At 73.0% G+C, this 25,672-nt stretch carries 22 protein-coding genes; 4 read left to right on the forward strand and 18 right to left on the reverse strand.

What is annotated here, in order from left to right; translation table 11 throughout:
- Positions 1 to 65: 65 nt before the first annotated feature.
- Positions 66 to 731 carry a GntR family transcriptional regulator gene (locus IF47_RS0114085; protein WP_031509099.1) on the reverse strand — a complete coding sequence of 222 codons (666 nt, stop codon included), beginning with the start codon at positions 729 to 731 and terminating at the stop codon, positions 66 to 68.
- A 160-nt stretch (positions 732 to 891) separates the two neighbouring features.
- On the opposite strand from IF47_RS0114085, the gene IF47_RS0114090 reads away from it, so the two are divergent.
- Positions 892 to 1,638 (forward strand): GNAT family N-acetyltransferase, encoded by a 747-nt coding sequence (locus IF47_RS0114090; RefSeq protein WP_031509100.1) that lies wholly within the window; start codon positions 892 to 894, stop codon positions 1,636 to 1,638.
- A gap of 72 nt (positions 1,639 to 1,710) precedes the next feature.
- On the opposite strand, the gene IF47_RS0114095 is transcribed toward IF47_RS0114090, so the two are convergent.
- The 5 genes from IF47_RS0114095 to IF47_RS0114115 all read right to left on the reverse strand — a co-directional run bounded on the left by IF47_RS0114095 (position 1,711) and on the right by IF47_RS0114115 (position 8,627).
- Positions 1,711 to 3,189 carry a dihydrolipoamide acetyltransferase family protein gene (locus IF47_RS0114095; protein WP_031509101.1) on the reverse strand — a complete coding sequence of 493 codons (1,479 nt, stop codon included), beginning with the start codon at positions 3,187 to 3,189 and terminating at the stop codon, positions 1,711 to 1,713.
- 26 nt (positions 3,190 to 3,215) lie between these two features.
- The gene (locus tag IF47_RS0114100) at positions 3,216 to 4,208 is read right to left on the reverse strand and encodes an alpha-ketoacid dehydrogenase subunit beta (RefSeq protein WP_031509102.1); all 993 of its coding nucleotides are present in this window, start codon (positions 4,206 to 4,208) and stop codon (positions 3,216 to 3,218) included.
- Between the two features lies 1 nt (position 4,209).
- Entirely contained in the window at positions 4,210 to 5,379 is a 1,170-nt protein-coding gene (gene pdhA / locus IF47_RS0114105; protein ID WP_031509103.1) for a pyruvate dehydrogenase (acetyl-transferring) E1 component subunit alpha, read from the reverse strand.
- A gap of 438 nt (positions 5,380 to 5,817) precedes the next feature.
- Positions 5,818 to 6,846 carry a phosphotransferase gene (locus tag IF47_RS0114110; RefSeq protein ID WP_245641111.1) on the reverse strand — a complete coding sequence of 343 codons (1,029 nt, stop codon included), beginning with the start codon at positions 6,844 to 6,846 and terminating at the stop codon, positions 5,818 to 5,820.
- An 86-nt stretch (positions 6,847 to 6,932) separates the two neighbouring features.
- Entirely contained in the window at positions 6,933 to 8,627 is a 1,695-nt protein-coding gene (locus IF47_RS0114115; protein ID WP_031509105.1) for a protein kinase domain-containing protein, read from the reverse strand.
- Between the two features lie 425 nt (positions 8,628 to 9,052).
- Here IF47_RS0114115 and IF47_RS0114120 point away from each other — a divergent pair, with 425 nt between their 5' ends.
- A complete protein-coding gene (locus IF47_RS0114120) occupies positions 9,053 to 10,774 on the forward strand; it encodes a protein kinase domain-containing protein (RefSeq protein ID WP_031509106.1) in 1,722 nt (573 codons plus the stop codon).
- Positions 10,775 to 10,959: 185 nt separating this feature from the next.
- Here the strand turns inward: IF47_RS0114120 and IF47_RS0114125 are convergent, their stop codons facing one another.
- The 9 genes from IF47_RS0114125 to pdhA (IF47_RS0114165) form a co-directional block, all read right to left on the reverse strand.
- The gene (locus tag IF47_RS0114125; protein ID WP_031509107.1) at positions 10,960 to 11,523 is read right to left on the reverse strand and encodes a bacterial proteasome activator family protein; all 564 of its coding nucleotides are present in this window, start codon (positions 11,521 to 11,523) and stop codon (positions 10,960 to 10,962) included.
- Positions 11,524 to 11,601: 78 nt separating this feature from the next.
- Positions 11,602 to 12,234, reverse strand: coding sequence for a hypothetical protein (locus IF47_RS30705; RefSeq protein WP_157839965.1), 633 nt, complete (start codon positions 12,232 to 12,234; stop codon positions 11,602 to 11,604).
- 120 nt (positions 12,235 to 12,354) lie between these two features.
- Complete coding sequence (locus tag IF47_RS0114135) at positions 12,355 to 13,347, reverse strand: NAD(P)H-quinone oxidoreductase (RefSeq protein ID WP_031509109.1); 993 nt, start codon at positions 13,345 to 13,347, stop codon at positions 12,355 to 12,357.
- Between the two features lie 9 nt (positions 13,348 to 13,356).
- Positions 13,357 to 14,436, reverse strand: coding sequence for a potassium channel family protein (locus tag IF47_RS0114140; RefSeq protein ID WP_031509110.1), 1,080 nt, complete (start codon positions 14,434 to 14,436; stop codon positions 13,357 to 13,359).
- A 4-nt stretch (positions 14,437 to 14,440) separates the two neighbouring features.
- Complete coding sequence (locus IF47_RS0114145) at positions 14,441 to 15,820, reverse strand: molybdopterin molybdotransferase MoeA (protein WP_031509111.1); 1,380 nt, start codon at positions 15,818 to 15,820, stop codon at positions 14,441 to 14,443.
- A gap of 6 nt (positions 15,821 to 15,826) precedes the next feature.
- Positions 15,827 to 16,738, reverse strand: a complete 912-nt coding sequence (locus IF47_RS0114150) for a DUF6457 domain-containing protein (RefSeq protein WP_031509112.1) — start codon at positions 16,736 to 16,738, stop codon at positions 15,827 to 15,829.
- A 16-nt stretch (positions 16,739 to 16,754) separates the two neighbouring features.
- A complete protein-coding gene (locus IF47_RS0114155) occupies positions 16,755 to 18,107 on the reverse strand; it encodes a dihydrolipoamide acetyltransferase family protein (protein ID WP_031509113.1) in 1,353 nt (450 codons plus the stop codon).
- On the reverse strand, positions 18,107 to 19,186 hold the full coding sequence (locus tag IF47_RS0114160; protein ID WP_051717634.1) for an alpha-ketoacid dehydrogenase subunit beta: 1,080 nt from the start codon (positions 19,184 to 19,186) through the stop codon (positions 18,107 to 18,109). Before IF47_RS0114160 ends, IF47_RS0114155 begins: the two co-directional genes overlap by 1 nt.
- A complete protein-coding gene (gene pdhA, locus IF47_RS0114165; RefSeq protein WP_031509115.1) occupies positions 19,183 to 20,328 on the reverse strand; it encodes a pyruvate dehydrogenase (acetyl-transferring) E1 component subunit alpha in 1,146 nt (381 codons plus the stop codon). The genes IF47_RS0114160 and pdhA (IF47_RS0114165) overlap by 4 nt, the downstream gene beginning before the upstream one ends.
- Before the next feature lie 176 nt (positions 20,329 to 20,504).
- On the opposite strand from pdhA (IF47_RS0114165), the gene IF47_RS0114170 reads away from it, so the two are divergent.
- A complete protein-coding gene (locus IF47_RS0114170) occupies positions 20,505 to 21,005 on the forward strand; it encodes an Lrp/AsnC family transcriptional regulator (protein WP_031509116.1) in 501 nt (166 codons plus the stop codon).
- A 45-nt stretch (positions 21,006 to 21,050) separates the two neighbouring features.
- Here the strand turns inward: IF47_RS0114170 and IF47_RS0114175 are convergent, their stop codons facing one another.
- The gene (locus IF47_RS0114175) at positions 21,051 to 21,647 is read right to left on the reverse strand and encodes a TetR/AcrR family transcriptional regulator (RefSeq protein ID WP_031509117.1); all 597 of its coding nucleotides are present in this window, start codon (positions 21,645 to 21,647) and stop codon (positions 21,051 to 21,053) included.
- Between the two features lie 135 nt (positions 21,648 to 21,782).
- Here IF47_RS0114175 and paaN point away from each other — a divergent pair, with 135 nt between their 5' ends.
- Entirely contained in the window at positions 21,783 to 23,498 is a 1,716-nt protein-coding gene (paaN, locus tag IF47_RS0114180; RefSeq protein ID WP_051717636.1) for a phenylacetic acid degradation protein PaaN, read from the forward strand.
- 121 nt (positions 23,499 to 23,619) lie between these two features.
- Here paaN and IF47_RS0114185 read toward each other — a convergent pair whose 3' ends face one another.
- Positions 23,620 to 24,291 (reverse strand): TrmH family RNA methyltransferase, encoded by a 672-nt coding sequence (locus IF47_RS0114185; protein WP_051717638.1) that lies wholly within the window; start codon positions 24,289 to 24,291, stop codon positions 23,620 to 23,622.
- Positions 24,288 to 25,610 (reverse strand): HTTM domain-containing protein, encoded by a 1,323-nt coding sequence (locus tag IF47_RS0114190; RefSeq protein WP_078591820.1) that lies wholly within the window; start codon positions 25,608 to 25,610, stop codon positions 24,288 to 24,290. The genes IF47_RS0114185 and IF47_RS0114190 overlap by 4 nt, the downstream gene beginning before the upstream one ends.
- Between the last annotated feature and the right edge of the window lie 62 nt (positions 25,611 to 25,672).

The raw sequence follows: 25,672 nt of genomic DNA on the forward strand, positions 1-25,672 counted from the left end.
GGTGCCGCGCGGGGCGGCGGTGGCCCGCCTCTCGTCCTTCCCGCCCTCTCCGTTCCTCTCCCGGCTCACCGGACCTCACCGCGCAGCAGGTGCCGTACGGAACCCACGTGGCCGCGCACCGCCGCGGCGACCGCCTCGGCGTCACCGGTGCACAGGGCCCGGTGGATCTCGGTGTGCTCGGTGATGTTCTTGGCGATCCGGTCGGGGTGGGAGTGCATCACGGCGACGCCCATGCGCAGTTGGCGGTCGCGGAGCTGGTCGTAGAGGCGGGCCAGGATCTGGTTCCCGGCCGCCTCGACGATGGTGGCGTGGAAGCAGCGGTCGGTGACGGCCATCGCGGCCAGGTCGCCGGTCTCGGCCTGCCGTCGCTGCCGCTCCAGGAGTTCGGCGAGCCGGTCGAGCAGGTCGCTCGGGGCGGGGAGGACCTTGCGGACGGCGTGCTCCTCGACCAGCAGCCGGGTCTCGACGACGTCGCCGATCTCCTGCACGGAGACGGGCAGGACGAGCGCGCCCTTCTTCGGGTAGAGCCTGATCAGCCCCTCGGCCTCCAGCCGCAGCAGCGCCTCCCGCACGGGGGTGCGGGAGACCCCGACCGCACCGGCCAGCTCGCCCTCGGTGAGGAGGGAGCCCCCCTCGTAGTGGCGTTCCAGGACGGCCTGCTTGACGTGCGCGTAGACGCGCTCGGCAGCGGGCGGTGGCTTGACGGCGGCTGTGGGCGGTACGGAGGACATGCGCGCATCATAGATACAACAGGTATGCGTCCTCTCGGCCGTTCCGCCATCCGGAAAGCGCGCGGGGAGGACGCCGAGGCGGCGCGGGTGCCGAACGGGTGCCGAACGGACGTCGGAAAAGCGCTTGGGCGCGGGAGCGTCCCGCGCATAGCCTCGCCGGATGGACCTGACGATCACCACGCTGGCCGAACGCCCCGAACTCCGGGACGAGTTGTGGCGGATGCCGGACACCTGGCCCGCGTTCGTGCTGGAGGATCCGGTCGGCTCCTCGTGCTACCTGCGGATCGTGACGTCCTTCCCCGAATACGTGCTGGTCGCCACGGACGCCTCGGGACGGTTGGTGGCCCGCGCCTTCGGCGTCCCCTTCGCCCTGGATGTCGACGGCCGGGGCACCCTGCCGGACCGGGGCTGGGACCGGGTGCTGCTGTGGGCCTTCGCCGACCTGGCGGGGGGCCGCTCCCCGGACACCGTGAGCGCGATCGAGGTGACCGTCTCCGCCGACCACCTGGGGCGCGGACTGTCGACGAGGCTGCTGGCCGCCCTGCGCGACAACGCGCGGGCCCGGGGGTTCACCACGCTGGTGGCGCCCGTCCGTCCCACCGCCAAACACCTGGAGCCCCACACCCCCATGGCCGAGTACGCCTTCCGCACCCGTGCCGACGGGCTCCCCCACGATCCGTGGCTGCGCACCCACGTCCGCGTGGGAGGCACCGTGGAGCGCGTCGCGCCGGCCTCGATGACTGTCGGCGGCTCGCTCGCCGAGTGGCGGGCCTGGACGGGGCTGCCCTTCGACGCCCCCGGTCCGGTCGAGGTGCCGGGCGCCCTGGCCCCGGTGCGCTGCTTCCCCGAACAGGACCACGCGGTGTACGTCGAGCCGAACGTCTGGGTCCGGCACCCCCTGGGCTGATCCCGTACCGAACGCGGGAGGGCCCGGCGCACGGTGTCGTGCGCCGGGCCCCGCGAACCGTCTCCGGACGGGTCAGTTCCAGGTGATCAGGCGCCTGGGGTTCTCCAGGACGGCCGCGGTGTCGGCCAGCACCTTGGAGCCCAGCTCGCCGTCGACCAGCCGGTGGTCGAAGGAGAGCGCCAGGGTGGTGACCTGACGCGGCTTGACCTTGCCCTTGTGGACCCACGGCTGGAGCTTGACCTGGCCGAAGGCGAGGATCGCCGACTCCCCGGGGTTGAGTATCGGGGTGCCGGTGTCGACGCCGAAGACGCCGACGTTGGTGATGGTGACCGTGCCACCGGCCATGTCGGCCGGGGACGTTCTGCCCTCCTTGGCGGTGGCCACCAGCTCGCCCAGGGCCCGGGCCAGCTCCGGCAGGGTCTTGGCGTGCGCGTCCTTGATGTTCGGCACGATCAGACCGCGCGGAGTGGCCGCGGCGATGCCCAGGTTCACGTACTCCTTGTGGACGATCTCCTGGTTCTCCTCGTCCCAGGCGGCGTTGATCTCCGGGTTGCGGCGGATCGCCGTCAGGAACGCCTTGGCCACCAGCAGCAGCGGGTTGACCCGCAGGCCCGCCAGCTCCGGGTCCTCCTTGAGCTCCCGGACCAGCTTCATGGTGCGGGTGACGTCGACGGTGACGAACTCCGTGACGTGCGGCGCGGTGAAGGCGCTGGTGACCATCGCCTGGGCCGTCGCCTTGCGCACACCCTTGATCGGCACCCGCCGCTCGCGCTCCCCGGTCGAGGAGACCGGAGCCGGCGCCGGGGCCTCGGCCCGCGGGGCCGGGGTCGGGGTCGGCTCGGCGGCGGGCGCGGACGCCGCCGCCGCGGCGGCGCGCACGTCCTCGCGGGTGATGATCCCGCCCTCGCCGGTGGGGACGACCGTGGCCAGGTCGATGCCCAGGTCCTTGGCGAGCTTGCGCACCGGCGGCTTGGCCAGTGGACGCTTCGCGGACGGCTCGTCGGCGACCGGTACCGCGGGCGCCTCCACGACGGGTGTGGAGGTGCCGTTCAGCTCCGCCTGGACGGCGGACTGCGCGGCCTGCGCCTGCGCGGCGGCCTGCTTGCGCGGACGCCGCTTCGTCGACCCGGTGGCCACTCCGTAGCCCACCAGCACCGGTTGGCGCTTGCCCTCCTCGGCGCCGCCCTCCGCCTCGTCCCCGGCGGGCGGCGCGGGAGCGGGTTCGGCGGCGGGCGCCGCGGGCGCGCCCCGGTCCGGGCCGACGGGCCCGGCGGCGGGGTCGGTGTCCACCGTGATGATCGGCGTGCCGACGTCCACCGTGGTGCCCTCGTCGAAGCGCAGCTCGTGGACCACGCCGGTGAACGGGATGGGCAGCTCGACGGCGGCCTTGGCCGTCTCGACCTCGCACACCACCTGCCCGTCGGTCACCGAGTCCCCGGGCTTGACGTACCACTTGAGGATCTCGGCCTCGGTCAGCCCCTCGCCCACGTCCGGCATCTTGAACTCGCGGACGCGCTGGGCCGCGGCCCCGGCGGTAGCCGTATCAGTCATCGTCACGACTCTCCTCAGCCCTGTTCTCAGTACGCCAGCGCGCGGTCGACCGCTTCGAGCACCCGGTCCAGGTTGGGCAGGTACTCCTCCTCCAGCCTGGCCGGGGGGTACGGGGCGTGGAAGCCGCCGACGCGCAGCACCGGCGCCTCCAGGTGGTAGAAGCACCGCTCGGTGACGCGGGCGGCCAGTTCCGCGCCCGAGCCGAAGAACACCGGCGCCTCGTGCACCACCACCAGCCGGCCCGTCTTCTCCACCGAGGTCTGGACGGTGTCGAAGTCGAGGGGGGAGATCGACCGCAGGTCCACGACCTCCAGCGACTTCCCCTCCTCCTCGGCGGCGGCTGCCGCCTCCAGGCAGGTCTTCACCATCGGTCCGTAGGCGACCAGGGTCAGGTCGGTGCCCTCGCGGACGACGGCGGCCTTGTGCAGCGGGCCGGGGATGGCCTCGGTGTCGACCTCGCCCTTGTCCCAGTAGCGGCGCTTGGGCTCGAAGAAGATCACCGGGTCGTCGGAGGCGATCGCCTGCTGGAGCATCCAGTAGGCGTCCGAGGGGTTGGACGGCGAGACGCACTTGAGGCCGGCCACGTGCGCGAACAGGGCCTCGGGCGACTCGCTGTGGTGCTCCACCGCGCCGATGCCGCCGCCGTAGGGGATGCGGATGACGACCGGCAGCTTGACCTTACCCAGCGCACGGGCGTGCATCTTGGCGAGCTGGGTGACGATCTGGTCGTAGGCGGGGAAGACGAACCCGTCGAACTGGATCTCCGCCACCGGCCGGTAGCCCCGCAGGGCCAGGCCGATCGCGGTGCCGATGATGCCGGACTCGGCCAGCGGGGTGTCGATGACCCGCCCCTCGCCGAAGTCCTTCTGCAGTCCGTCGGTGATGCGGAAGACGCCGCCGAGCTTGCCGACGTCCTCTCCCATGATCAGGACCTTGGGGTCGGTCTCCAGGGCCTTGCGCAGCGACTCGTTGAGAGCCTTGGCCATGGGCAGGGTCTTGGCGGTCGTGGTCGCGGCCATCTCAGCGGCCCTCCTCGTCGGCGAAGGACGCCAGGTACTCGGCGAACCGGGCGCGCTCCTCGTCCACCAGCGCGTGCCCGTCGGCGTAGACGTTCTCGAAGATGGCCATGGTGTCCGGGTCCGGCATGGTCCGGATGGCCTCGCGGACCCGCTGTGCCAGCGCGTCGCTCTCCTCGTCGAGCCCGGAGAGCCAGTCGGCGTCGATCAGGCCCTCCTTCTCCAGGTAGGTGCGCATCCGCAGGATGGGGTCCTTGGCCTCCCACGCCTCGCGCTCGGCGTCCTTGCGGTAGCGGGTGGGGTCGTCGGAGGTGGTGTGGGCGCCCATCCGGTAGGTGAACGCCTCGACCAGCATCGGGCCCTGGCCGGAGCGGGCGTGCTCCAGCGCGGCCCGGGTGACGGCCAGCACGGCCAGCACGTCGTTGCCGTCCACGCGGACGCCGGGGAAGCCGAAGCCGGCGGCGCGCTGGTAGATCGGCACCCTCGACTGGCGCTCGGTGGGCTCGGAGATCGCCCACTGGTTGTTCTGACAGAAGAACACGACCGGGGCGTTGTAGACCGCGGAGAAGGTGAACGCCTCGGCGACGTCGCCCTGGCTGGACGCGCCGTCGCCGAAGTAGGCGACCACCGCGCTGTCCGCGCCGTCCTTGGCGACGCCCATCGCGTAACCGGTGGCGTGCAGCGCCTGGGAGCCGATCACGATGGTGTAGAGGTGGAAGTTGTTGCTGTAGGGGTCCCAGCCGCCGTTGTTCACGCCGCGGAACATCCCCAGCAGGTTGGTCGGGTCCACCCCGCGGCACCAGGCCACACCGTGCTCGCGGTAGGTGGGGAAGACGTAGTCGTCGTCCCGCAGCGCCCGCCCGGAGCCGATCTGGGCCGCCTCCTGGCCCAGCAGCGAGGCCCACAGGCCCAGTTCGCCCTGACGCTGGAGCGCCGTGGCCTCGGCGTCGAAGCGGCGGGTGAGGACCATGTCGCGGTACAGGCCGCGCAGCTCGTCCGGGGTGAGGTCCACCGAGTAGTCCGGGTGCTCGACCCGCTCGCCCTCCGGCGTCAGCAGTTGTACGAGCTCGGGACGCGCGGCGGCCTGCGAGCGTTTCCTGGTGCCGCTCGTCGTGGTGCGCTTTCCGCTGCTGCGGCGCGGCTTGCTGCGCGCGGCAGTGCTCTCCACGGTCACGTGTGCTCCTCCGTCTGTCCGGCCCCCGGGGTCGCCGGGGAGCCTGGGGTTTCCCCACCGGTGGTGGGGAGAGGCTCGCCCGATTCCGTACGGCCCCACGGGGTTGGGTGCGGCGCGGACGGAACCGAGCGGTGACAGGTGTCCGTTCGACGGCCCGCAGTCAGCACGTTACCCAGTACCTCCGCATGTGTGCGAAGGGCCCCTGACCTGCAATTTTCCTTGGATTTCCAAGTAAATCGCGAAAGTCTCGGAACACCACTGGTCACAGGCTCGCGAGCGCCGGGACAGGGGCACGGTATCCCGGAGGGAGGGACACGGGAAGAGTCGCGCGAGAGTGACGCCCGGTTGGTGGCGGTTCGACATGGTGGGCCCGGTGAGGGACCCGACCGCGGGCGACGGGCGCGGCGGGCCGGCCGCCGGCGGAGACGTCACCGACCGTCATGTGCAGAAGGCGTCCCGGACCGCCGGGTAGCGGTCGGTCCACCACACCACCAGCGCGGCGGTCGCCGGGAACTGCGGGTCGGTCCGGCGGTCCCGGAGCTGGTACCGCCAGCGCAGCATCCAGAAGTCGTTGAGCCGTTCCCACCACACCCGGTGTACGGCCGCGGCCATCTCGTCCGCGCCGACCCCGGCGGCGGCGCGGTAGGCGCGGGCGTAGGCGCGGATCTTGGCCAGGTCCAGGGAGCCCCCCGGCCGCAGGAAGAAGATGGCGGCGGCCCGGACGGCCTCCTCCGCGCGCGGCTGGACGGCCAGCCGGTCCCAGTCCACGATCGCGACGGGCTCGCAGGGCTCCCGGTTCCGGTAGAGCAGGTTCAGGGGGTGGAAGTCGCCGTGCACCCACCCGGCGACCGGCTCCGCGCCGGCCGGCGGACGGCGGTGGGCGTGGCGGCGCAGCAACGCGCGGCGCTCGCGCAGCCGGTGTTCGGCCAGTTCGTCGAAGCAGTCGCGCCGGCGACGGGTCCGGACCCGGGCGAGCAGCGTGTCGATGAGGGCGAAGGTGTCCTCGGGGTCGGCGCTGGTGTGGGCGGTGCGTTCGGCTCGGGGCGCGGGTACGACCCGGTCCAGTCCGACGTGCACCCGGCCGAGCAGCGTGCCCAGCCGGCGGGACTGGGCCGGGGAGAGCTCGCCGCCGTCGCGGTGCCGGCCGTCCACCCAGGGGTGGAGGGCGTAGCAGCCGCCCCCGACGACGGCGACCGTCCGGCCGGAGGCGTCCTGGACGGGCGGGACGACCGGGAGGCCGAGGTCGCCGAGGCGCGCGGTGACGCGGTGCTGGTGCTCGATGCGGTCCGGGGCCTCGGGGTCGTCGTCGAGGTGGTGCTTGAGGAAGAACCGGCCGCGGGTGGTCGTCAGCCGGTAGCCCCGGTTCAACAGTCCCTGGGCCACCGGCTCGCAGGAGAGCGGCTCCCCGGCGCCGTAGCGGCGCACCAGCGTGGTGAGGGTGGTGCCGGGAAGATCACGAGACTGCACGAGCCGCATCGTAGGTCACCTGCGGCGACACACCCGTCACGGTGTGCAAGGGGGGCCGGGGCGTGATATTGGGGCCCTTCCCCGGATCAGCCGCCGGTCGGGTTCCCGTCGTTCCCGCCGATCTGCGGTTCCCCGGCGCCGCCCGCGTCGGCTCCGCCCGGCGGGTTGCCGCCCGGGTTGCCGCCCTGGTTGCCGCCGACGTCGGCGCCGCCCTGCTCCCCGCCCGGGTTGCCGCCGATGTCGGCGCCACCGTCCTGCTCCCCGGTGCCGCCGTTCTGGCCGCCGTTCTGGCCGCCGCCGATGGGTTCGGTGGGCTGGTCGGTCGGCGAGGGCGTCTCGGTGGGCTGGAGGTCGCTGGGGATGTCGGTGGGCCCGCCGGTGTCCGACCAGCCGCCCGAGCCTCCGGTACCGGGGTCGTTCGGCAGGGGCTCCTCGGTCGGCTCCTCCTCGGTCGGCTCCGGGGAGGTCTCCTCGTCCGTGGGCGCGCTGGAGGTCTTGCTCGGGGTCTTCGGCTCCTTGTCGTCCCCGCTGCCCTCGATGGCGAAGAAGATGCCCGCGCCGACGGCGAGGACGGCGAAGAAGGCGATCAGCGCGTACTTCAGGCCACTGCCGCCGCCGCGCCCGCCGTCGTAGCCGCCGTTCCCGTCGTAGGCGCCGCCGTTGTCGTACGGGCCGCCGCCGGTGGGGTTGCCCATCAGCAGCGGCGGGCCGACCCGGGTGGCGTCCGTGGCGCCGGCGTAGGCGTCACCGCCCTGCCCGTACGCGGCGGGGGTGCCCATGGCGGGCGTGGCGCCGGTGGAGACCACCATGCCGGTGTTCCACAGGCCGCCGGTGTGTCCGCCCTGCTCCTGGAGCATGCGCAGCGCGTACTGCACCAGGCCGCGCATCTCCTCGGCGGTCTGGAAGCGGTCGTCCGGGTCTTTGGCCAGGGCGCGCATCACCAGGCCGTCCAGCTCCGGCGGCACCGCGTCGGAGACCTCCGACGGCGGCACCGGCTCGTCCTGGACGTGCTGGTAGACCACCGAGAGCGGCGTCTCGCCGACGAACGGCGGGCGCAGCGCGAGGAGTTCGTAGAGCAGGCAGCCCGTCGCGTAGAGGTCGGAGCGGGCGTCCACCGTCTTGCCCAGCGCCTGCTCGGGGGAGAGGTACTGCGGGGTGCCCATGACCATGCCGGTCTGGGTCATGGTGGTGGACGCGCCGTGCAGGGCGCGGGCGATGCCGAAGTCCATCACCTTCACGGCGCCGTTGTCGGTGATGATGACGTTGGCGGGCTTGATGTCGCGGTGCACGATGCCGTGCTGGTGGCTGTAGGCGAGCGCCTCCAGCACCCCGGAGACGATGATCAGCGCCTGCTCGGGCGGCGGGGCGTCGGCGTTCACCAGCAGGTCGCGGATGGTGCGGCCCTCGACCAGCTCCATCACGATGTACGGCACCGCGTTGCCGTCGACCATGTCCTCGCCGGAGTCGTAGACGGCCACCACCGCGTGGTGGTTGAGTCCGGCGACGGACTGCGCCTCGCGGGTGAAGCGCGCCTTGGCCACCGGATCCTCGGCGAGGTCGGAGCGCATCAGCTTGACGGCCACCGTCCGGCCCAGGCGCACGTCCTCGGCGGCGAAGACCTCCGCCATGCCACCGCGGCCGAGGCGGCGGGTGATGCGGTACCGTCCGTCGCCCACCATGCCGCCATTGGGCCAGAACTCTGACGAATCGGGCGATCCGGACACTCCGCCAGCGGTCTCGTCGGGCTCCGAAGGCCCTCCGGCGGCTTGTGTCTGTGCCATCAATCCTCGCCGTAGATCAGGTCCGCGTGAGTGCGGATCCGTACGCTCTGCTCCTCAGTGCACGCTAACAGGGTCCGGGGGCCGTGCCCCTCGGTCGGAGCGAAGAGAGCGGCGCGGTGGATGGTGCGGAGAGCGGTGGGCAGTGACCGACCATCCAACCCGGTCGGGCCGCGAACTGGCAAGTTACGATGTCGGACGCACCGGGAAACGCGGCGTGACGCGTATGCGCGCATCGTGTCACGGAACGGGCAAGCAGCTTGACGTGTCCGACCGCTGGGGCAGACTTGCCGATGGTCGGGTGCCCCCGTCGACGATTCCGGGGCACCCACGGACGACACAAGAGCACACCAGAGCACCAGCAGAGAGCAACCGTACACGCGCGGGCCACAACGGCAGCCCTGCGGCGCCGAGGGGGAAGCAGGCAGATGAGCTACGACGGCGCACAGGCCGGTGGTTACCAGGGCCGCACTGTCGGCGGTGGGCGCTACCAGCTCCGGGACCTGCTCGGCCAGGGCGGCATGGCCTCGGTGCACCTCGCCTACGACTCCGTGCTCGACCGACAGGTCGCGGTGAAGACCCTCCACACCGAGCTGGGCCGCGAGGCGTCCTTCCGCGAGCGCTTCCGGCGCGAGGCCCAATCGGTGGCCAAGCTCACGCACACCAACATCGTCTCGGTCTTCGACTCCGGCGAGGACGAGATCGACGGCGCGCTGGTGCCGTACATCGTCATGGAGTACGTCGAGGGCGAGCCGCTGCGCTCGGTGCTCGACCAGGACGTGGCGCGGCTCGGCGCGATGCCGAGCGACAAGGCGCTGAAGATCGCCGCCGACGTGCTCGCCGCGCTCGAGGTCAGCCACGAGATGGGCCTGGTGCACCGGGACATCAAGCCGGGCAACGTGATGCTGAACCGGCGCGGCGTGGTCAAGGTGATGGACTTCGGCATCGCCCGCGCCATGCAGTCCGGCGTCACCTCGATGACCCAGACCGGCATGGTCGTCGGCACCCCGCAGTACCTCTCCCCCGAGCAGGCCCTGGGGCGCGGCGTGGACGCCCGCTCCGACCTGTACTCGGTGGGCGTCATGCTCTTCGAGCTGCTCACCGGGCGGCTCCCCTTCGACGCCGACTCGCCGCTGGCCATCGCGTACGCGCACGTCCAGGAGGAGCCGCCCGTCCCCTCCTCGATCAACCGGGCGCTGCCGCCGGCGGTGGACGCGCTGATAGCCAGGGCGCTGCGGAAGAACCCCAACGAGCGGTTCCCGACCGCCGAGGCGATGCGCCAGGAGTGCGAGCGCGTCCGCGGCGCGGTGGCGTCCTCGGGCACCACCCCGACGATCGTCGGCGGCGGCCCGGTGCAGAGCGGCGCGGCGGTCGCCCAGTCCGTCTTCCCGCCGGTGGACACCACCGGCACCCCGCCCCCGCACGGCGGCGTGCAGCAGCCCTACCAGCCCTACCCGGCCGCCGCCCACGGCACCTACGGGCCGTCCACGCCGCCGCCCACCCCGGCCTACTCGGCGCCCGGTCCGTACGGGCCCCAGGGCGGCGCTCCCACCCCGCCGCCGTACAACGCGCCGCACCCCTCGCCCGCCGGCGGCCGGAAGAGCACCGGGGTGCTCGTCGGCTCGGCCGTCGCCGTGATCGTCGCCGTCTCGGCCGTGATCATCGCGATAACGCTCAACGGCGGGGACGGCAAGGGGGAGCCTCGGACGAACGACTCCCCCGGCCCCGTCCAGACGACGGAGCTGCCCGCGGGCACCACCGGCGGCGACAGCGGTGGGAACGACGGTGGCGGCACCAACGGGCAGAACACCGGCGACGACGGCAACGGCGACACCGACGACGACGCCGACGACGGTGGCTTCAAGGGCGAGGACAAGACGAAGACCATCGACGCCGGCAAGTGCACGGAGGCCTCGGAGAGCATCTTCGAGAAGGGCAAGACGAGCATGCCCGACCTCACCTACAAGAACCTGACCTCGGTGAAGACCTGCATCCGCGAGGCGGGCTGGTACCTGGACGACGTCGAGTACGAGGACGAGAACCTGTACGGCAAGAACACCGTCCTCGAACAGTCCCCGCAGCCGTACGAGGCCTTCGACCCCGAGAAGGACAAGATCACCCTGACCGTCTCCACGGGCAACCCGTCCTGACGGCTCCTTGGGGCGCGGCCCACGCACAGGGCCCGGCACGCGGATCGCGTGCCGGGCCCTGTGGCGTCGATGCGCTTGTGCCGCTCCGACGTCCGAGGACGCGGGGAGCGGACGTCGGAGGGGGGCGTCGGTGTCAGAGGTGGTCGACGGCGGTCGGAGGCAACGGCAATCAGAGGTAACGGCAGTCAGAGGTAGGGGCCCGAGCGGGTGTGGCCGCGGCCCTCGGCGTCCTTGTCGTCGGGCATCACGCCCGAGGGGAGCGCCCGGCGCATCTGCTCGAGCTGGGCGCGCGCCGCCATCTGCTGGGCGAACAGCGCCGTCTGGATGCCGTGGAACAGCCCCTCCAGCCAGCCCACGAGCTGGGCCTGCGCGATGCGCAGCTCGGCCTCCGAGGGGACGGCGTCGTCGGTGAACGGCAGCGAGATCCGCTCCAGTTCCTCGATCAGCTCGGGCGCCAGTCCGTCCTCCAACTCCTTGACGGAGCTGGCGTGGATCTCCTTGAGCCGGGCCCGGCTCGCCTCGTCCAGGGGAGCGGACTTGACCTCCTCCAGGAGCTGCTTGATCATGCTGCCGATCCGCATGACCTTCGCGGGCTGCTCGACCATCTCCGTCACGGGGATCTCGCGCGACTCCTCGTCGGCGTCGCCGTCCCCGCCCGTGTGGGCGGCGCGGCCGAGGGCCATTCCGTCCGGGCCGACGACCAGGACCTGCTGGCCCTCGTGCGACCGTTCGTTCATCGGCTGTGTCATACCCCCATTCTGCATCCCACGCCGATCCCCCGTCCTCGCACCCGTGGGCGGCCCCGGGCCGGGACCGCCCACGGGAGTTCAGCGACGCAGGCGCAGGGCGAAGGACGCCAGTCCCAGACCGAGGAAGGTCAGTCCGGCGCCGAGCGGCAGCACGGGCAGCAGTTGCCGGCCGGTGGTCGCCGCCCGATTCTCGACGCCCCGCTCGTCGTCCCGGACGGGCTCGTCGTCGCCGTAGTCGTAGTCGTCCACGGTGCCGGAGCCCCGGTCGCTGATCTGTTCCGTCCACGCCGACGGGGTCCGCTCCGCGCCCGGACGTCCCGCGGGCGTCTCGGGCTGCCGCGACCCGCCCCCGGCGTCCCGGTCGGTCTCCTCCTCCGACGGTGTGCCGGACGGTTCGCCGGAGGGCTCACCGGACGTGTGCGTCGGGGTGGGGGTGGGCGTGGGAGTCGGCGTGGGCTCGGGGTCCTCCGGTGACCGCGGCGGCGTGGACGGCCACGAGGGGAACGACGGCCGGTCGTCCGGCCGGTCGCCGTCGTCGTCGGTGGGAGAGGGCGTGGGGGTCGACCTGTTGTGCTCCGTTCTCGGCTCCACGGCGCCGGGACCGCTGCCGGGAACGGCCGCCATGGCCGCCGTGTGCTGGACGGCCAGGGCGACGGGTGCCGGAAGGAGCACCATCGCGCAGGCCAGCAGGGTGATCACGGTTTCTCTCACCGCTACGCCCCCTCCCGTACCAAGCATCCAGTGGTGTAACAAGCGTCACACGATCGCGTGAGAGCGGCATCTCGGACGGCTCAACGAGACGCCAACGATCACCGAACAATCACCGAACAGTCATGGGACGGTGAGAACGACCTTGCCCACGTGATCGCTCTGTTCGAGTACCCGGTGTGCCTGGGAGGCATGACTCATCGGCAGTGTCCGGTCGATGACGGGCCGGACGTGCCCGGAGGCGATCAGCGGCCAGACGTGTTCCCGCACCGCCGCGACGATCTCCGCCTTCTCCGACACCGGACGGGAGCGCAGGGTGGTGGCCGTGATGGTGCCCCGCTTGGCGAGCAGCGCCCCCAGGGGGAGTTCTCCCGTGCGTCCGCCCTGGAGGCCGATGATCGCGATGCGCCCGCCGGTGGCGAGCACCTTCACGTTCCGCTCCAGGTACTTGGCGCCGATGATGTCCAGGACGACGTCCGCGCCGTGCCCGGCCGTGGCCTCCCGGACCTCCTCGACGAAGTCCTGCTCGCGGTAGTCGATCAGGATGTCCGCGCCCAGCTCCGCGCAGCGCCGCAGCTTCTCGGGGCTGCCCGCGGTGACCGCCACCCGGGCGCCGACGGCCTTGGCGAGCTGGATCGCCATGGTGCCGATGCCACTGGCGCCGCCGTGCACCAGCAGCGTCTCGCCCTCCTTCAACCCGGCGATCATGAAGACGTTCGACCAGACCGTGCAGGCGACCTCGGGGAGCGCCGCCGCCACGGCCGGGTCGAGGGGACCGTCGGGGCCCTCGGGCAGCGGCAGCAACTGGCCGGCCGGCACGGCGACCTTCTCGGCGTACCCGCCGCCGGCCAGCAGCGCGCACACCTGGTCGCCGACCCGCGGGCCCTCGACTCCGGGGCCGAGCGCCGCGATCCGTCCCGCGCACTCCAGACCGGGGTGGGGGGAGGTGCCGGGCGGCGGGTCGTAGAAGCCCTGCCGCTGGAGAAGGTCGGCGCGGTTGACGGCGCTCGCCGCCACCTCGATCAGCACCTCGCCCTCGCCGGGCTCGGGATCGTCGACCTCCGTCCAGGCGAGGACCTCGGGGCCGCCGGGTTCGGTGATGGTGATCGCGTGCATGGGGTGACGCTACCTCCGCGGGTCGGTGGGAAGGACGACGGCCTGCGAGGGCGAGGCCCGTCGGATGACGACGAGACGGTCGGTGAGTTCCAGCGTGGCCGCCTCCGGGTCGTCGAAGCCCAGCACCCGGTGGCCGCGCACCACGGAGACGACCAGGTCCTTGCACTCGCGCGGGGACCGGCCGGCCTCGGCCTTGGTGACCGGGCGCTCGGTGAGGTTCAGGCCCGTGCCCTGGTGGATCAGGTCCTCCATCACCGCGCCCGCGCTCGGGCTAAGCATGGACATGCCCAGCAGACGGCCGGCGGCGCTGGCGCTGGTGATCACGGAGTCCGCGCCGGACTGGCGGAGCAGCGGCGCGTTCTCCTCCTCGCGCACCGCGGCGACGATCCGCAGATTGCGGTTGAGCTGGCGGGCGGTGAGCGTCACCAGCACCGCCGTGTCGTCGCGCTGGGTGGCGATGACCACCTGCCCCGCGCGCTGCACCTCCGCCCGCAGCAACACGTCGCTGCGGGTCGCGTCCCCGACGACGCCCGTGAACCCGGCGGCGCCCGCCGCCTCGACGACCTTCCGGCTCGGGTCGACGACGACTATCTGGCTCTGGGGGATCCCCGTCGAGATCAGCGTCTCGGCGGCGGACCGGCCCTTCGTGCCGAAGCCGACGATGACGGTGTGATCACGCAAGGCGGACCTCCAACGGGCCAGGCGCCACTGCTCACGGGTCCGTTCCGCCAGCACCTCCAGGGTGGTGCCGATGAGGATGATCAGGAACAGGACGCGCAGCGGCGTGACGACCAGGATGTTGATCAGACGGGCGCTGTCGCTGACCGGGGTGATGTCACCGTACCCGGTGGTGGAGAGGGTGACGGTGGCGTAGTAGAAGCAGTCCAGGAGGGAGACCTCGCCGTCGGCGTTGTCCCCGTACTCCTCGCGGTCCAGGTAGACCAGGAACACCGTCACGAGCAGGACGAGCGCCGCGGCCACCACCCGCTTCGCCACCTGGCGCAGCGGTCCGGCGACCGGCTCGGGGAGCTGCACGTGGTGTTGCAGCTCGTCCAGCGGGACTCGCTTCAAGCCGTTCAAGCCGTTCATGCCGTCACGCCCACGGGAGCCTCAGGAGGTGCACGCCGGTGCCCGGTGCGACACCGCCGGGCGGGACCACCGCGAGCGCGGTGGCCGCGGCGATGCCCCGCAACATCGCGGGACCGGTGAAACGCAGTGACCGTACACCTCGGCCATCCTGCACGACGGGGACCAGACGCGTGTCACGGGGGTGGCCGTGCACCTCGTCCAGGAGCGGGGCGGTGGGCGGCGCGCCGTCGACCGGTCCGGTACGGGACGGTTCGGTGGACCGTCCCGTGCCGGGGACGGCCCGCAGCAGCGGCTCGGCCAGGGTGAGCAGCCCCGACACGGCCGCCAGGGGGTTGCCCGGCAGCCCGACGAGGTGCGCCCCGGCGGGCAGCCGCGCCAGCAGCATCGGATGGCCCGGCCGCACGGCCACGCCGTCCACCAGCAGCGTCGCGCCCAGCCGACGGAGGGCGGGGTGGACGTGGTCGACGGGGCCGAAGGCCGTGCCCCCGGTGGTCACGACGAGGTCGGCGGTGGTGCCGGCCAGCGCCTCGTACAGCGCCTCGGCGTCGTCGCCCAGCCGGCGGGTGGCGAGCGGCTGGACGCCCAGGGCCGCCAGCCAGGGGCCGATCATCGGGCCGAGCGCGTCACGGACACGACCGCCCTCGGGGCGGCCGGACGTCAGCAGCTCGTCGCCCAGGACCAGCACCTCGGCGCGGGGGCGGCGCAGGACGGACAGCTCGTCCCAACCCGCCGCGGCGGCGAGGCCGAGCACGGCCGGGGTGACCCGCGTGCCGGCGGGCAGCAGGTGGTCGCCCTGCCGGCATTCCTGGCCGCGCGGGCGGATGTCGGCGCCGTGCTGGGGCGCCCGGGGGGCGTGCAGTCGACGGTCGCGCACCTCGCCGTACTCGGAGCGCAGCACCGCGGTGGCGCCCGGCGGGATTCGGGCGCCGGTGGCGATGCCGACGGCGTGGCCGTCCGGCAGCGGGGGCGGGGCGTCGTCCCCGGCCAGGACGCCGCGGGCGGCCTCCGCTCCGCCCGGCTCCCAACCGTCCGGCTCCCAACCGTCCAGCGCCCAGGGCCCCGGTCCGGAGACGGCCCAGCCGTCCATGGCCGAGGTGTCGAACGCCGGCAGGTCGGTGAGCGCGGTGAGGGCCTCGGCGAGACGGTGGTCGAGGGCGCTGCCCAGGGGCAGGGTGACGGACTCGGCACGCCGTCGGGCCCCGGCGCGGGCGGCGACGGCACGGGCCCGCGGCCAGTCCAGGTGCCGTACGTCCTCCGCCTTCGGCGCCCCGTCCGCCGCCGTGGCGTGCCGGCGGCCGTCACGACGGGCGCCGGCACGGGGGGAGCGGCCGTCCCGGTGGGCGTTGGCCAGGGCGAGGGCGTCGGCCAGCTCGTCACCACTCATCCGGCTCTACCGCCCTTCCGGGTCCGGCCCCGGCTTCTCCTCCTCGGCCCAGCGACGGGCGAGTTCGGCGGCCTTCCGGGCGGCGGCGGCGACGTCCTCGGCGCTGCCGCCCGCGCGGGCCGCCGCGTACCCGACGAGGAAGGTCGTCAGCGGGGCGGCGGGACGTGTCACGCCGTGCGCGGCGTCCCGGGCTAGGTCCAGGAGGAGGGCGGTGTCGACGTCGAGGTCGATGCCGAGTTCGGCCTTGACGGCGGTCATCCATTCGTTCAGCACACGCCCATGCTCCCTGATCCGCGAGCGGGCCGCCGCGAGGTCCTCCCAGGTGTCGCAGTCCAGGGCCTCGTGGGGGGCGACCGGGGCGACGCGGCGCAGCGACAGCTCGGCGGTGAGCAGCCGCAGGGGGAGGTGCGCGAGGCTTCCGTGCTCGGCGGCGATCAGGGCCAGTTCGCGGCGGAGGGACTCGGCGCGGTAGGCGCCCAGGAGGGGCTGGTCGCGGCCGTCGTCGACGATCGCGCCGTCCCTCTCGCCGTTCCCGTCGCCGTCCCCCTCACTGTCTCCGTCCAAGCCGGTCGTGCCGGTCGCACCGGTCGCACCGTCCAGCAGGGTCCGCACGGTCGCGGACGTCAGGAACGGCAGGTCCGCGGAGAGCACCAGCACCGTCTCGTGGTCGGTGCGGCGCAGCCCGGCGTCGAGCGCGGCCAACGGCCCGCCGCCGGGCGGCTGTTCGCGCACCCAGTCCACCGGGCGGGACGTCGGCCGGCGCGGACCGACGACCACGGTCCGCGCCGCGTCCGCGCAGGCGTCCAGTACCCGGTCGAGCAGGGACCGGCCCCCGACGGTGAGGGCCGGTTTGTCCGCTCCGCCGAGCCGGCGGGCGCTGCCGCCCGCCACGACGACGGCGTCGTAGGCGTGGGTCATTCCCCGAGTATGGCGCTCACAGGGTGCGCAGCAGCACGGCCGGGTGCTCGACGCAGTCGGCCACGTACCGCAGGAAGCCACCCGCCGTGCCGCCGTCGCACACCCGGTGGTCGAAGGTGAGCGAGAGCTGGACGACGTGGCGCACGGCCAGCTCGCCCTCGTGCACCCACGGCTTGGGGGTGATGCGTCCGACCCCGAGCATCGCCGCCTCGGGGTGGTTGATGATCGGCGTCGAGCCGTCCACCCCGAACACCCCGTAGTTGTTCAGGGTGAAGGTGCCGCCGGTCAGTTCGGCGGGTTTCAGCGTCCCCGCGCGGGCGGACTCGGTGAGTCGGGCGATCTCCTCGGTGAGGCCGGTCGCGTCGCGCTCGTGGGCGTCGCGGACGACGGGGACCACGAGCCCGCGCTCGGTCTGGGCGGCGAACCCCAGGTGTACGCCGGGCAGCCGGACGATCTCGCGCGCGGCCGTGTCCACGGTGGCGTTCAACTCGGGGAAGCGGGCGAGGGCGGCGGTGCAGATCCGGGCGAGGAACGCCAGCAGGGAGATCTTCGGCCCTCCCGCTGCGTTCATCGCCCGCCGGGCGGCGAGCAACTCGGTGGCGTCGGCGTCCACCCAGCAGGTGGCGTCGGGGATCTCGCGCCGGGAGGTGGAGAGCTTCTCCGCGACCGCGCCGCGCAGGCCGCGCAGCGGGACGCGCTCGCCCACCGCGGCGGAGGCGGGGCCGGCGACGGTCGGGACGGGCGCCGTGGGAGCGGGCGCGGCGGGCGCCGTGGGCGCGGCCGTACGGGCCAGGGCCCGCTCGACGTCCGCCCGCAGGATCAACCCCTGCGGCCCGGTGCCGGTGATCCCGCGCAGGTCGATCCCGTTCTCCCGCGCGAGCCGCCGCACCAGCGGCGAGATCACGGGGACGGGGCCGGCCGGCGGCCGGGTGTCGGCGGGCGTGGGCGCGACGGGTGCGGCGGCGGGCGCGGCGGCGACCGCGTGGGCGGGAGACGTCGGACGGACCCTGCGCCGGCGGGCCACGGGGGCGCCCGTGCCGTACCCCACCAGCACGTTCCCCGACCCTTCCGACTCCGCCCCGGCCGGCTCCTCGACGCGGGAGCCCCCGCGGTCCTCGCCGGAGGCGCCGATCGCCACCGTGATCAGGGGCGAGCCGACGGGGATCTCGGCGCCCTCCTCGCCGAACCGCGCGGTGACCACACCGCCGTACGGGCAGGGCACCTCGACCATGGCCTTGGCCGTCTCGACCTCCACGACCGGCTGGTCCACCTCGACCACGTCGCCGACGGAGACCAGCCAGCGGACGATCTCGGCCTCGGTGAGTCCCTCGCCCAGGTCGGGGAGGGCGAACTCGCGGACCTCGGGCATCAGCGGGTGCCTCCCTCGAACGCCTCGGGGCGCTCCGTCCACTCCGACTCCCACTGGAGTCGGGCGACGGCGTCCAGCACCCGGTCCACGCCGGGCAGGTGGTGACGCTCCAGCATGGGCGGCGGGTAGGGGATGTCGAACCCGGCCACGCGCAGCACCGGAGCCTCCAGGTGGTGGAAGCAGCGCTCGGTGATCCGGGCGGCGATCTCGCCGCCGGGGCCGCCGAACCCGCTCGCCTCGTGGACGACCACGGCCCGCCCGGTGCGGCGCACCGACGCGCAGACCGTCTCGTCGTCGAAGGGGACCAGGGAGCGCAGGTCGACGACCTCCAGGTCCCAGCCCTCCTCGCGGGCGGCGTCGGCCGCCTCCAGACAGACGGGCACCGACGGCCCGTAGGTGACCAGCGTCGCGGACGTCCCCGCGCGGCGGACCTCGGCACGGCCGATGGGCGCGACCGGCTCCGGGGCCTCGGGCGACCAGTCGGCCCTCGACCAGTACAGCCGCTTGGGCTCCAGGAAGACCACCGGGTCGTCGGAGGCGATGGCGGCCCGCAGCAGCCCGTAGGCGTCGGCCACCGTCGCCGGGGTCACCACATGGAGGCCGGGGGTGGCCATGTAGTAGGCCTCGGAGGAGTCGCTGTGGTGCTCCACACCGCCGATCCCGCCGCCGTAGGGCACGCGGACGGTGATCGGCAGCGGCATCCTCCCCCGCGTGCGGTTGCGCATCTTGGCGACGTGGCTGAGGAGCTGCTCGAACGCCGGGTAGGCGAAGGCGTCGAACTGCATCTCCACCACGGGCCGCAGCCCGTACATCGCCATGCCGACGGCCGTGCCGAGGATGCCGGCCTCGGCCAGCGGGGTGTCCGTGCAGCGGTCCTCGCCGAACTCCTTCGTCAGGCCGTCGGTGATCCGGAAGACGCCGCCGAGCGCGCCGACGTCCTCGCCGAGCACGTGCACGGTCGGGTCCTCGGCCATGGCGTCGCGCATCGCGCGGTTGAGGGCCTGGGCCATGGTGGCGGGCTTGCGGGCGGTCTCGGTCTTCCGGGCGTCCTGTCCCGTCCCGGTGGTGGCGGTCGTCATCGCTCGTCCCCCTCGCCGTTCTCCTCGGCTCCCTCGGCCGCCAGTTCGGCGCGCAGCCGCTCGGCCTGTTCCCTCAGTTGCGTGGTCTTCTCCGCGTAGACGTGGTCGAAGAGGTCCATCGGGTCGAGCACCGGGTCCTCGTTCATCCGCGCCCGCAGCCGCGCGGCCATCTCCTCCGCCTCCTCGTGCGCCCGCTCCCTGGTCGCCTCGTCGAGCAGGCCGCGGGCGGTCATCTCGCGCTCCAGCAGTTCCACGGGGTCGTGTTCGCGCCAGGTCTCGACCTCGGCGTCGTCGCGGTAGCGGGTGGCGTCGTCGGCGTTGGTGTGGGCGTCCAACCGGTAGGTGATCGCCTCCACGAGGGTGGGCCCCTCCCCTCGCCGGGCACGCTCGACGGCCTCGGAGAGCACCTGGTGGACGGCGGCGACGTCGTTGCCGTCCACCAACCGGCCGGGGATGCCGTAGCCGACGGCCTTGTGGGCCAGGGAGGGCGCGGCGGTCTGCTTGGCGAGGGGGACGGAGATCGCGAAGCCGTTGTTCTGGACGAGGAAGACGGTCGGCGTCCGCCAGACGGCGGCAAAGTTCAGGGCCTCGTGGAAGTCGCCCTCGCTCGTCCCGCCGTCGCCGACCATGGCCAGGGCCACCACGTCGTCGCCCTTGAGACGGGCGGCGTGGGCGAGCCCGACGGCGTGCGGGAGGTGGGTGGCCAGCGGGGTGGAGAGCGGGGCGACACGGTGCTCGTAGGGGTCGTAGCCGGTGTGCCAGTCGCCGCGGAGCAGGCCGAGCGCCTCGACCGGGTCCATGCCGCGGGCCACGGCGGCGAGGGTGTCGCGGTAGCTGGGGAAGAGCCAGTCCCGCTCCTCCAGGACCAGTGCGGCGGCCACCTCGCACGCCTCCTGCCCGGTGGAGGAGGGGTAGACGGCGAGCCGGCCCTGCTTGGTGAGCGCGGTGGCCTGCCGGTTGTAGCGGCGGCCCCTCACCAGGTGGCCGTGGAGCGTCCTCAGCAGTGTCGGGTCCAGCTCGGCGCCGGTACCCAGCAGCCGGTAGGGCTCCCGGTCCGGCAGCAGCGGCGCGGGATCTGTGCGCGGCCGCCAGGCGGGGGGCGGCGCGGGGCGGTAGGCGCCTGGCTGTTCCAGGACCGTCATCTCGGTACCTCCTGATGGGGGCATCGCGAACGCGGAGCCACGCAGAGTGACCGGCTCCCCTACCGATTGTTCGGTCACCGGCGCATTTTGGCTACGGGTGGGGAGGCCCTGTGGACAAACGGTTCTGCACAGCGTGTGATGTCGGCAGGACGTCCATCGAGGGGAGGCGGCAGGCCATGTCGGAAGAACAGATGGCTTCCGTGGCACCGGAGAGTGACCACCGGCCGGCGGCTCGTCCGCTCGATCCGGTCGACCGGGCCATCCTGCGGATGCTGCAACTGGACGGCAGAGCGTCGATACGCTCGGTGGCCGAGCGGGTGCACGTGTCGCGGGCGAACGCCTACGCCCGGATCAACCGCCTCGTCGAGGACGGGGTGATACGCGGCTTCACGGCCCGGGTGGACCACGAGCGGGCCGGGCAGGGGGCCTCGGCGTACATCACGCTGAAGATCGTGCAGAACTCCTGGCGCACGGTGCGCGAGAAGCTCAAGGCGCTTCCCGGAGCCGCGCACATCGCGCTGGTCAGCGGGGACTTCGACGTCCTGCTGCTGGTGCACACCGCCGACAACCGGGCGCTGCGGGAGCTGGTGCTCACCCGCATCCAGGCGATCCCGGAGGTGCTGAGCACCCGTACGCTCCTGGTCTTCGAAGAGACCGACCTCGAACCGGAGGCGTGAACCGGTCCGCTTCCGGGCCTTCCCCCGTCGCTCTCCGTGTCGTTCCTACTGCTTTCGCAGCCCCTCGAAGGCGAGCCGCACGACCGTGTCGGCGATCCGCTCGCCGTCCGAGGCCTCCCCGGACAGGGGTCGGTACCACTCCACGATCGAGTTGATCATGCCGAAGAGCAGCCTGGTCGTCAGTCGGGCGTCGAGGTCGGCGCGGAGGTCGCCCTCGGCGACGGCGGCCTTCAGCAGTTCGGCCACCCGGTGGTCGAACTCGCGGCGGCGCTCCATCGCCCAGCGTTCGGTGCGGGTGTTGCCGCGCACCCGCAGCAGCAGCGTGACGTGGGGCAGTTCGGCCGTCAGCACCCCGACGGTACGACGGGTGACGTGTTCCAGCCGTTCGATCGCCCGCCCCTCGCGGGCCTCCGGTTCCTCCAGTACGGCGAAGAGGCCGTCGAGCGCACGGGATATCGCCCGGCGCAGCAGCTCCTCCTTGCTGCGCACGTGGTGGTAGATGGAGGACTTGGAGATGCCCGCCGCACGGGACAGGTGCTCCATGGAGGTGCCGTCGTAACCGCGTTCGTTGAAGACCTCCACCGCCACCGCGAGGAGCGATTCGGGCGTGTAGGTGTCGCGCTTGGGCGGCTTGGCTGGCATGGCTCCGATGGTATCCACAGGTTCCCGACCCCTCTTGCCCGACCGATCGTTCGGTAGCAGTATCTACGGTGTCCGTCCGGCCGCGCACCGCCCGCGTGCGCGGCCCGCACACCCGCTCGACGAGGAGTTGGTCCGATGGCCACCGCACCCACCCAGGCCCCGCCGGCGGTTCCGGCGCAACTGGTGGAGAAGCACCGTCCCACGTTGGAGAGGGCGCTGGAGGCGATCCGCGTCAGGGATTACTGGTCGCCGTACCCGGAGCACCCCAAGGCCTACGGCGAGGAGCACGGCACGCCGGGCGCCGCCGAGGGGAAGGCCGCGTTCGACGCCCTGCTCGGCACCCGCTTCGAGCTGGACCAGCCGGGCACGGACGGCTGGGTGGCCGGCGAGGTCTCGCCGTACGGCCCGAAGCTGGGCACCGAGTACCCCCACGTCGACGTCGACGTGCTGCTGCCCGCGATGCGCGCCGCGATGCCCGCCTGGCGGGACGCGGGCCCCGAGACGCGGGCGGCGGTGTGCCTGGAGATCCTGGCCCGGATCAACGCGCGGACCCACGAGTTCGCCCACGCGGTGATGCACACCAGCGGACAGGCGTACCTGATGGCGATGCAGGCGGGCGGGCCGCACGCGCAGGACAGGGGCCTGGAGGCGGTGGCGTACGCCTACGCCGAGCAGACGCGCGTCCCGGCGTCGGCGGAGTGGACGAAGCCGCAGGGCAAGCGGGACCCACTGCGTCTGACCAAGCACTTCACGCCGGTGCCGCGGGGCGTCTCGCTGCTGATCGGCTGCAACACCTTCCCCACCTGGAACGGCTATCCGGGGCTGTTCGCCTCCCTGGCCACGGGCAACCCGGTGCTGGTGAAGCCGCACCCGCGCGCGGTCCTCCCGCTCGCCATGACGGTGCGGGTCGCCCGCGAGACGCTCGCCGAGGCGGGTTTCGACCCGAACCTGGTGGCGTTGGCCGCCGAGCGGGACGGCGAGGGCATCGCGAAGGAGCTGGCCGTCCGTCCCGAGGTGCGGATCGTCGACTACACCGGCTCCACGGCCTTCGGCGACTGGCTGGAGGCCAACGCCCGCCAGGCCCAGGTCTTCACCGAGAAGGCCGGGGTCAACACGGTGATCGTGGACTCCACCGACGACTACCGCGGCATGCTGGGCAACCTGGCCTTCTCCCTCTCCCTCTACAGCGGCCAGATGTGCACCACCCCGCAGAACCTGCTGATCCCCCGCGGGGGCATCGACACCGACGCGGGCCACAAGTCCTACGACGAGGTGGTCTCCGACCTGGCGGGCGCGGTGGAGAAGCTGCTGGGCGACGACCAGCGGGCGGTGGCCCTGCTGGGCGCGATCGTCAACCCGGGGGTGCTGGAGCGGCTGGAGGGCGCGGCCGGGTTGGGCGAGGTGGCCCTGGCGTCCCGCGCGGTGGCGCATCCGGAGTTCCCCGATGCCACGGTCCGCACCCCGGTGATCGTCAAGCTGGACGGCGCCGACCCCGAGGCGGAGTCGGTCTGCTCTTCGGAGTGCTTCGGCCCGGTGTCCTTCGCGGTCGCCGTGGAGTCCACCGCCGACGCCGTGGCCCTGCTCCGCCGCACCGTCCGCGACAAGGGCGCGATGACGGTGGGCGCGTACACCACCTCGCCGGAGGCCGAGCGGCTGATCGAGGAGGCCTGTCTGGAGGAGTGCGCCCAGCTCTCGCTGAACCTCACCGGCGGGGTGTACGTCAACCAGACCGCTGCGTTCTCCGACTTCCACGGCTCCGGCGGCAACCCGGCGGCCAACGCGGCGCTGTGCGACGGCGCCTTCGTGGCGAGCCGCTTCCGCATGGTGGAGGTGCGCCGCCCGGTCCGGTAGGCCGCCCCGAGGCGTCCGCGCCGGATGTCCGCGCGGCGGGTGCGGTGCGCGCCCCCCGCCGCGCGGACACCGCTCCCGTGAGCGCTCGGAACGAGTGCCCGGAACGAGTGCCCGGAAGGGGTCAGCCGATCTCGGCGTGGGCGCGGATCCAGGTGTGCATGGCGATGGCCGCCGCCGCGCCCGCGTTGATGGAGCGGGTGGAGCCGAACTGGGCGATGGAACAGACCAGTTCGGCGTGTTTCCACGCCTCGTCGGTCAGCCCCGGCCCCTCCTGGCCGAACAGCAGCACACAGCGGCGCGGCAGCTCGGTGGTCTCCAGCGGGACGGCGCCGGGGAGGTTGTCGATGCCGATGATCGGCAGTTCCTCGGCGCGCGCCCAGTCGGCGAGGGCCGCCACGTCCGGGTGGTGGACGATGTGCTGGTACCGGTCGGTGACCATCGCGCCGCGCCGGTTCCAGCGGCGCTTGCCGACGATGTGGACCTTCCCGGCGAGGAAGGCGTTGGCCGTGCGGACGACGCTGCCGATGTTGAAGTCGTGGGTCCAGTTCTCCACCGCGACGTGGAAGTCGTGCCGTCGGGTGTCGAGGTCGGCGACGATCGCCTCGCGCTTCCAGTAGCGGTAGCGGTCGACGACGTTGCGGCGATCGCCGTGGGCCAGCAGTTCGGGGTCGTACCGCTCGTCCGCCGGCCACGGCTCGGGATGGGGGCCGACCCCCACCGACGGCCCGTACTCCTCGTCGTACTGCACCGGCTCGCCGTCCGCTCCCGGATTCCTGGTCTCGCTGCCGTTCACCCCACGAGAGTACGCGCGGAGTCGGGCGCGCCGTCCGGCTCCTCCGGCTTCCCCTCGTCCGCCGTCTCCCGTGGGCGCGGGCGGAGCCGTCCGGCCCACCGCGACGTCCGGCCGCCCAGCCACACCAGGAAGACCGTGGGCAGGAAGACGGCGTCGGCCGCGATCATGGCGAGCGAGAAGAACGGCAGCCCGAGGACGACGGCGATGGAGGCGTGCTCCAGCATCATCACGGCGAGCAGCACGTTCTTCACCCGGCGGTTGAAGAGGGTGAAGGGGAAGGCGACCTGGACGATCACCGTGCCGTAGCTCAGCACCATGATCATCAGCCCGCTGCCGCCCAACAGTTCGGAGAGGGCGGGCCAGGGGGTGAAGTAGTCCAGGTGCAGGGGGTAGTAGACGGCGGTGCCGTCCTGCCAGCGCGAGCCCTGGATCTTGTACCAGCCGGCGGTCGCGTAGATCAGGCAGACCTCGACCATGATCACCAGCAGGGCGGCGTTGTGCACCACGTTGCCGAGGACGTCCATCAGGCGGCGGACGTCGGCCTTCCGGTCCGTTCCCCCGCCGGTCCCCGTGTCGCGGTCCGCCCCGCCCGTGTCACCGCCCGTGCCGCCGTCCGTCCCCACGCCGGCGGGCGGAACGGAACGCACGGCCCACCACAGGCCGTGGACCGCCCACAGGGTCCACAGGACGGTCGCCCAGCCGACGAAGGGCACCGGACCGTCGTCGCCGAACCAGCCGACCTCGCCGCGCACGGTGGCCACCGCCAGGGCGGCGCCCAGCAGCGCCCACAGCGCGACGCCCACCGGATCGGCGCCCGCGCCGTCCGCCCGCTGCCGGGCCCGACGGGCGTCGAGGGACCAGACCCGGCCACAGCGGGTGAGCACCAGGTAGATCGCCATCAGATGGATGACGTTGTCGCCGCCGTCGCCCATGAAGACGCTGCGGTTCTGGAGCGACAGCACGCCGATCATGAAGAGGACCGACGCCGTCCGAGTCCGCCAGCCGACCAGCAGGGCGGCGCTGGAGAGCACCGCGAGGGCGTAGACGACCTCGAACCAGACGGTGCTGTCGGACCAGAGCAGCACCGTGAAGGCGTGGTTGCTCTCGATCAGCCTCCTGCCCAGCTCCCAGCTCCACGGGCCGTCCGGGCCGTACAGCTCGTGCCGGTTCGGCCACTCGAACAGCAGGAAGGCCAGCCAGGTGAAGGAGAACCCGATCCGGACGATCGCGGTCTGGTACGGGCCCAGGGCGCGGTCGGTGACCTTGGTGATGCCGTCGACGACCGCGCGGTCGGCCCGCGCGGCGAACCGACGCGCCAGGGAGCGGACCGAGTCCGGGTCCGGGTCCCGGCGCGAGCCGTCCCGTCGGGCCTCCTGTCCCA

The organism is Streptomyces megasporus, assembly GCF_000718985.1.
Lineage (GTDB): Bacteria > Actinomycetota > Actinomycetes > Streptomycetales > Streptomycetaceae > Streptomyces > Streptomyces megasporus.

Coding starts and splice junctions, on each gene's coding strand:
- IF47_RS0114085 (WP_031509099.1), bottom strand. CDS start 731: ATGTCCTCCGTACCGCCCACAGCCGCCGTCAAGCCACCGCCCGCTGCC.
- IF47_RS0114090 (WP_031509100.1), top strand. CDS start 892: ATGGACCTGACGATCACCACGCTGGCCGAACGCCCCGAACTCCGGGAC.
- IF47_RS0114095 (WP_031509101.1), bottom strand. CDS start 3,189: ATGACTGATACGGCTACCGCCGGGGCCGCGGCCCAGCGCGTCCGCGAG.
- IF47_RS0114100 (WP_031509102.1), bottom strand. CDS start 4,208: ATGGCCGCGACCACGACCGCCAAGACCCTGCCCATGGCCAAGGCTCTC.
- IF47_RS0114115 (WP_031509105.1), bottom strand. CDS start 8,627: ATGGCACAGACACAAGCCGCCGGAGGGCCTTCGGAGCCCGACGAGACC.
- IF47_RS0114120 (WP_031509106.1), top strand. CDS start 9,053: ATGAGCTACGACGGCGCACAGGCCGGTGGTTACCAGGGCCGCACTGTC.
- IF47_RS0114125 (WP_031509107.1), bottom strand. CDS start 11,523: ATGACACAGCCGATGAACGAACGGTCGCACGAGGGCCAGCAGGTCCTG.
- IF47_RS0114135 (WP_031509109.1), bottom strand. CDS start 13,347: ATGCACGCGATCACCATCACCGAACCCGGCGGCCCCGAGGTCCTCGCC.
- IF47_RS0114140 (WP_031509110.1), bottom strand. CDS start 14,436: ATGAACGGCTTGAACGGCTTGAAGCGAGTCCCGCTGGACGAGCTGCAA.
- IF47_RS0114145 (WP_031509111.1), bottom strand. CDS start 15,820: ATGAGTGGTGACGAGCTGGCCGACGCCCTCGCCCTGGCCAACGCCCAC.
- IF47_RS0114150 (WP_031509112.1), bottom strand. CDS start 16,738: ATGACCCACGCCTACGACGCCGTCGTCGTGGCGGGCGGCAGCGCCCGC.
- IF47_RS0114155 (WP_031509113.1), bottom strand. CDS start 18,107: ATGCCCGAGGTCCGCGAGTTCGCCCTCCCCGACCTGGGCGAGGGACTC.
- IF47_RS0114160 (WP_051717634.1), bottom strand. CDS start 19,186: ATGACGACCGCCACCACCGGGACGGGACAGGACGCCCGGAAGACCGAG.
- pdhA (WP_031509115.1), bottom strand. CDS start 20,328: ATGACGGTCCTGGAACAGCCAGGCGCCTACCGCCCCGCGCCGCCCCCC.
- IF47_RS0114170 (WP_031509116.1), top strand. CDS start 20,505: ATGTCGGAAGAACAGATGGCTTCCGTGGCACCGGAGAGTGACCACCGG.
- IF47_RS0114175 (WP_031509117.1), bottom strand. CDS start 21,647: ATGCCAGCCAAGCCGCCCAAGCGCGACACCTACACGCCCGAATCGCTC.
- paaN (WP_051717636.1), top strand. CDS start 21,783: ATGGCCACCGCACCCACCCAGGCCCCGCCGGCGGTTCCGGCGCAACTG.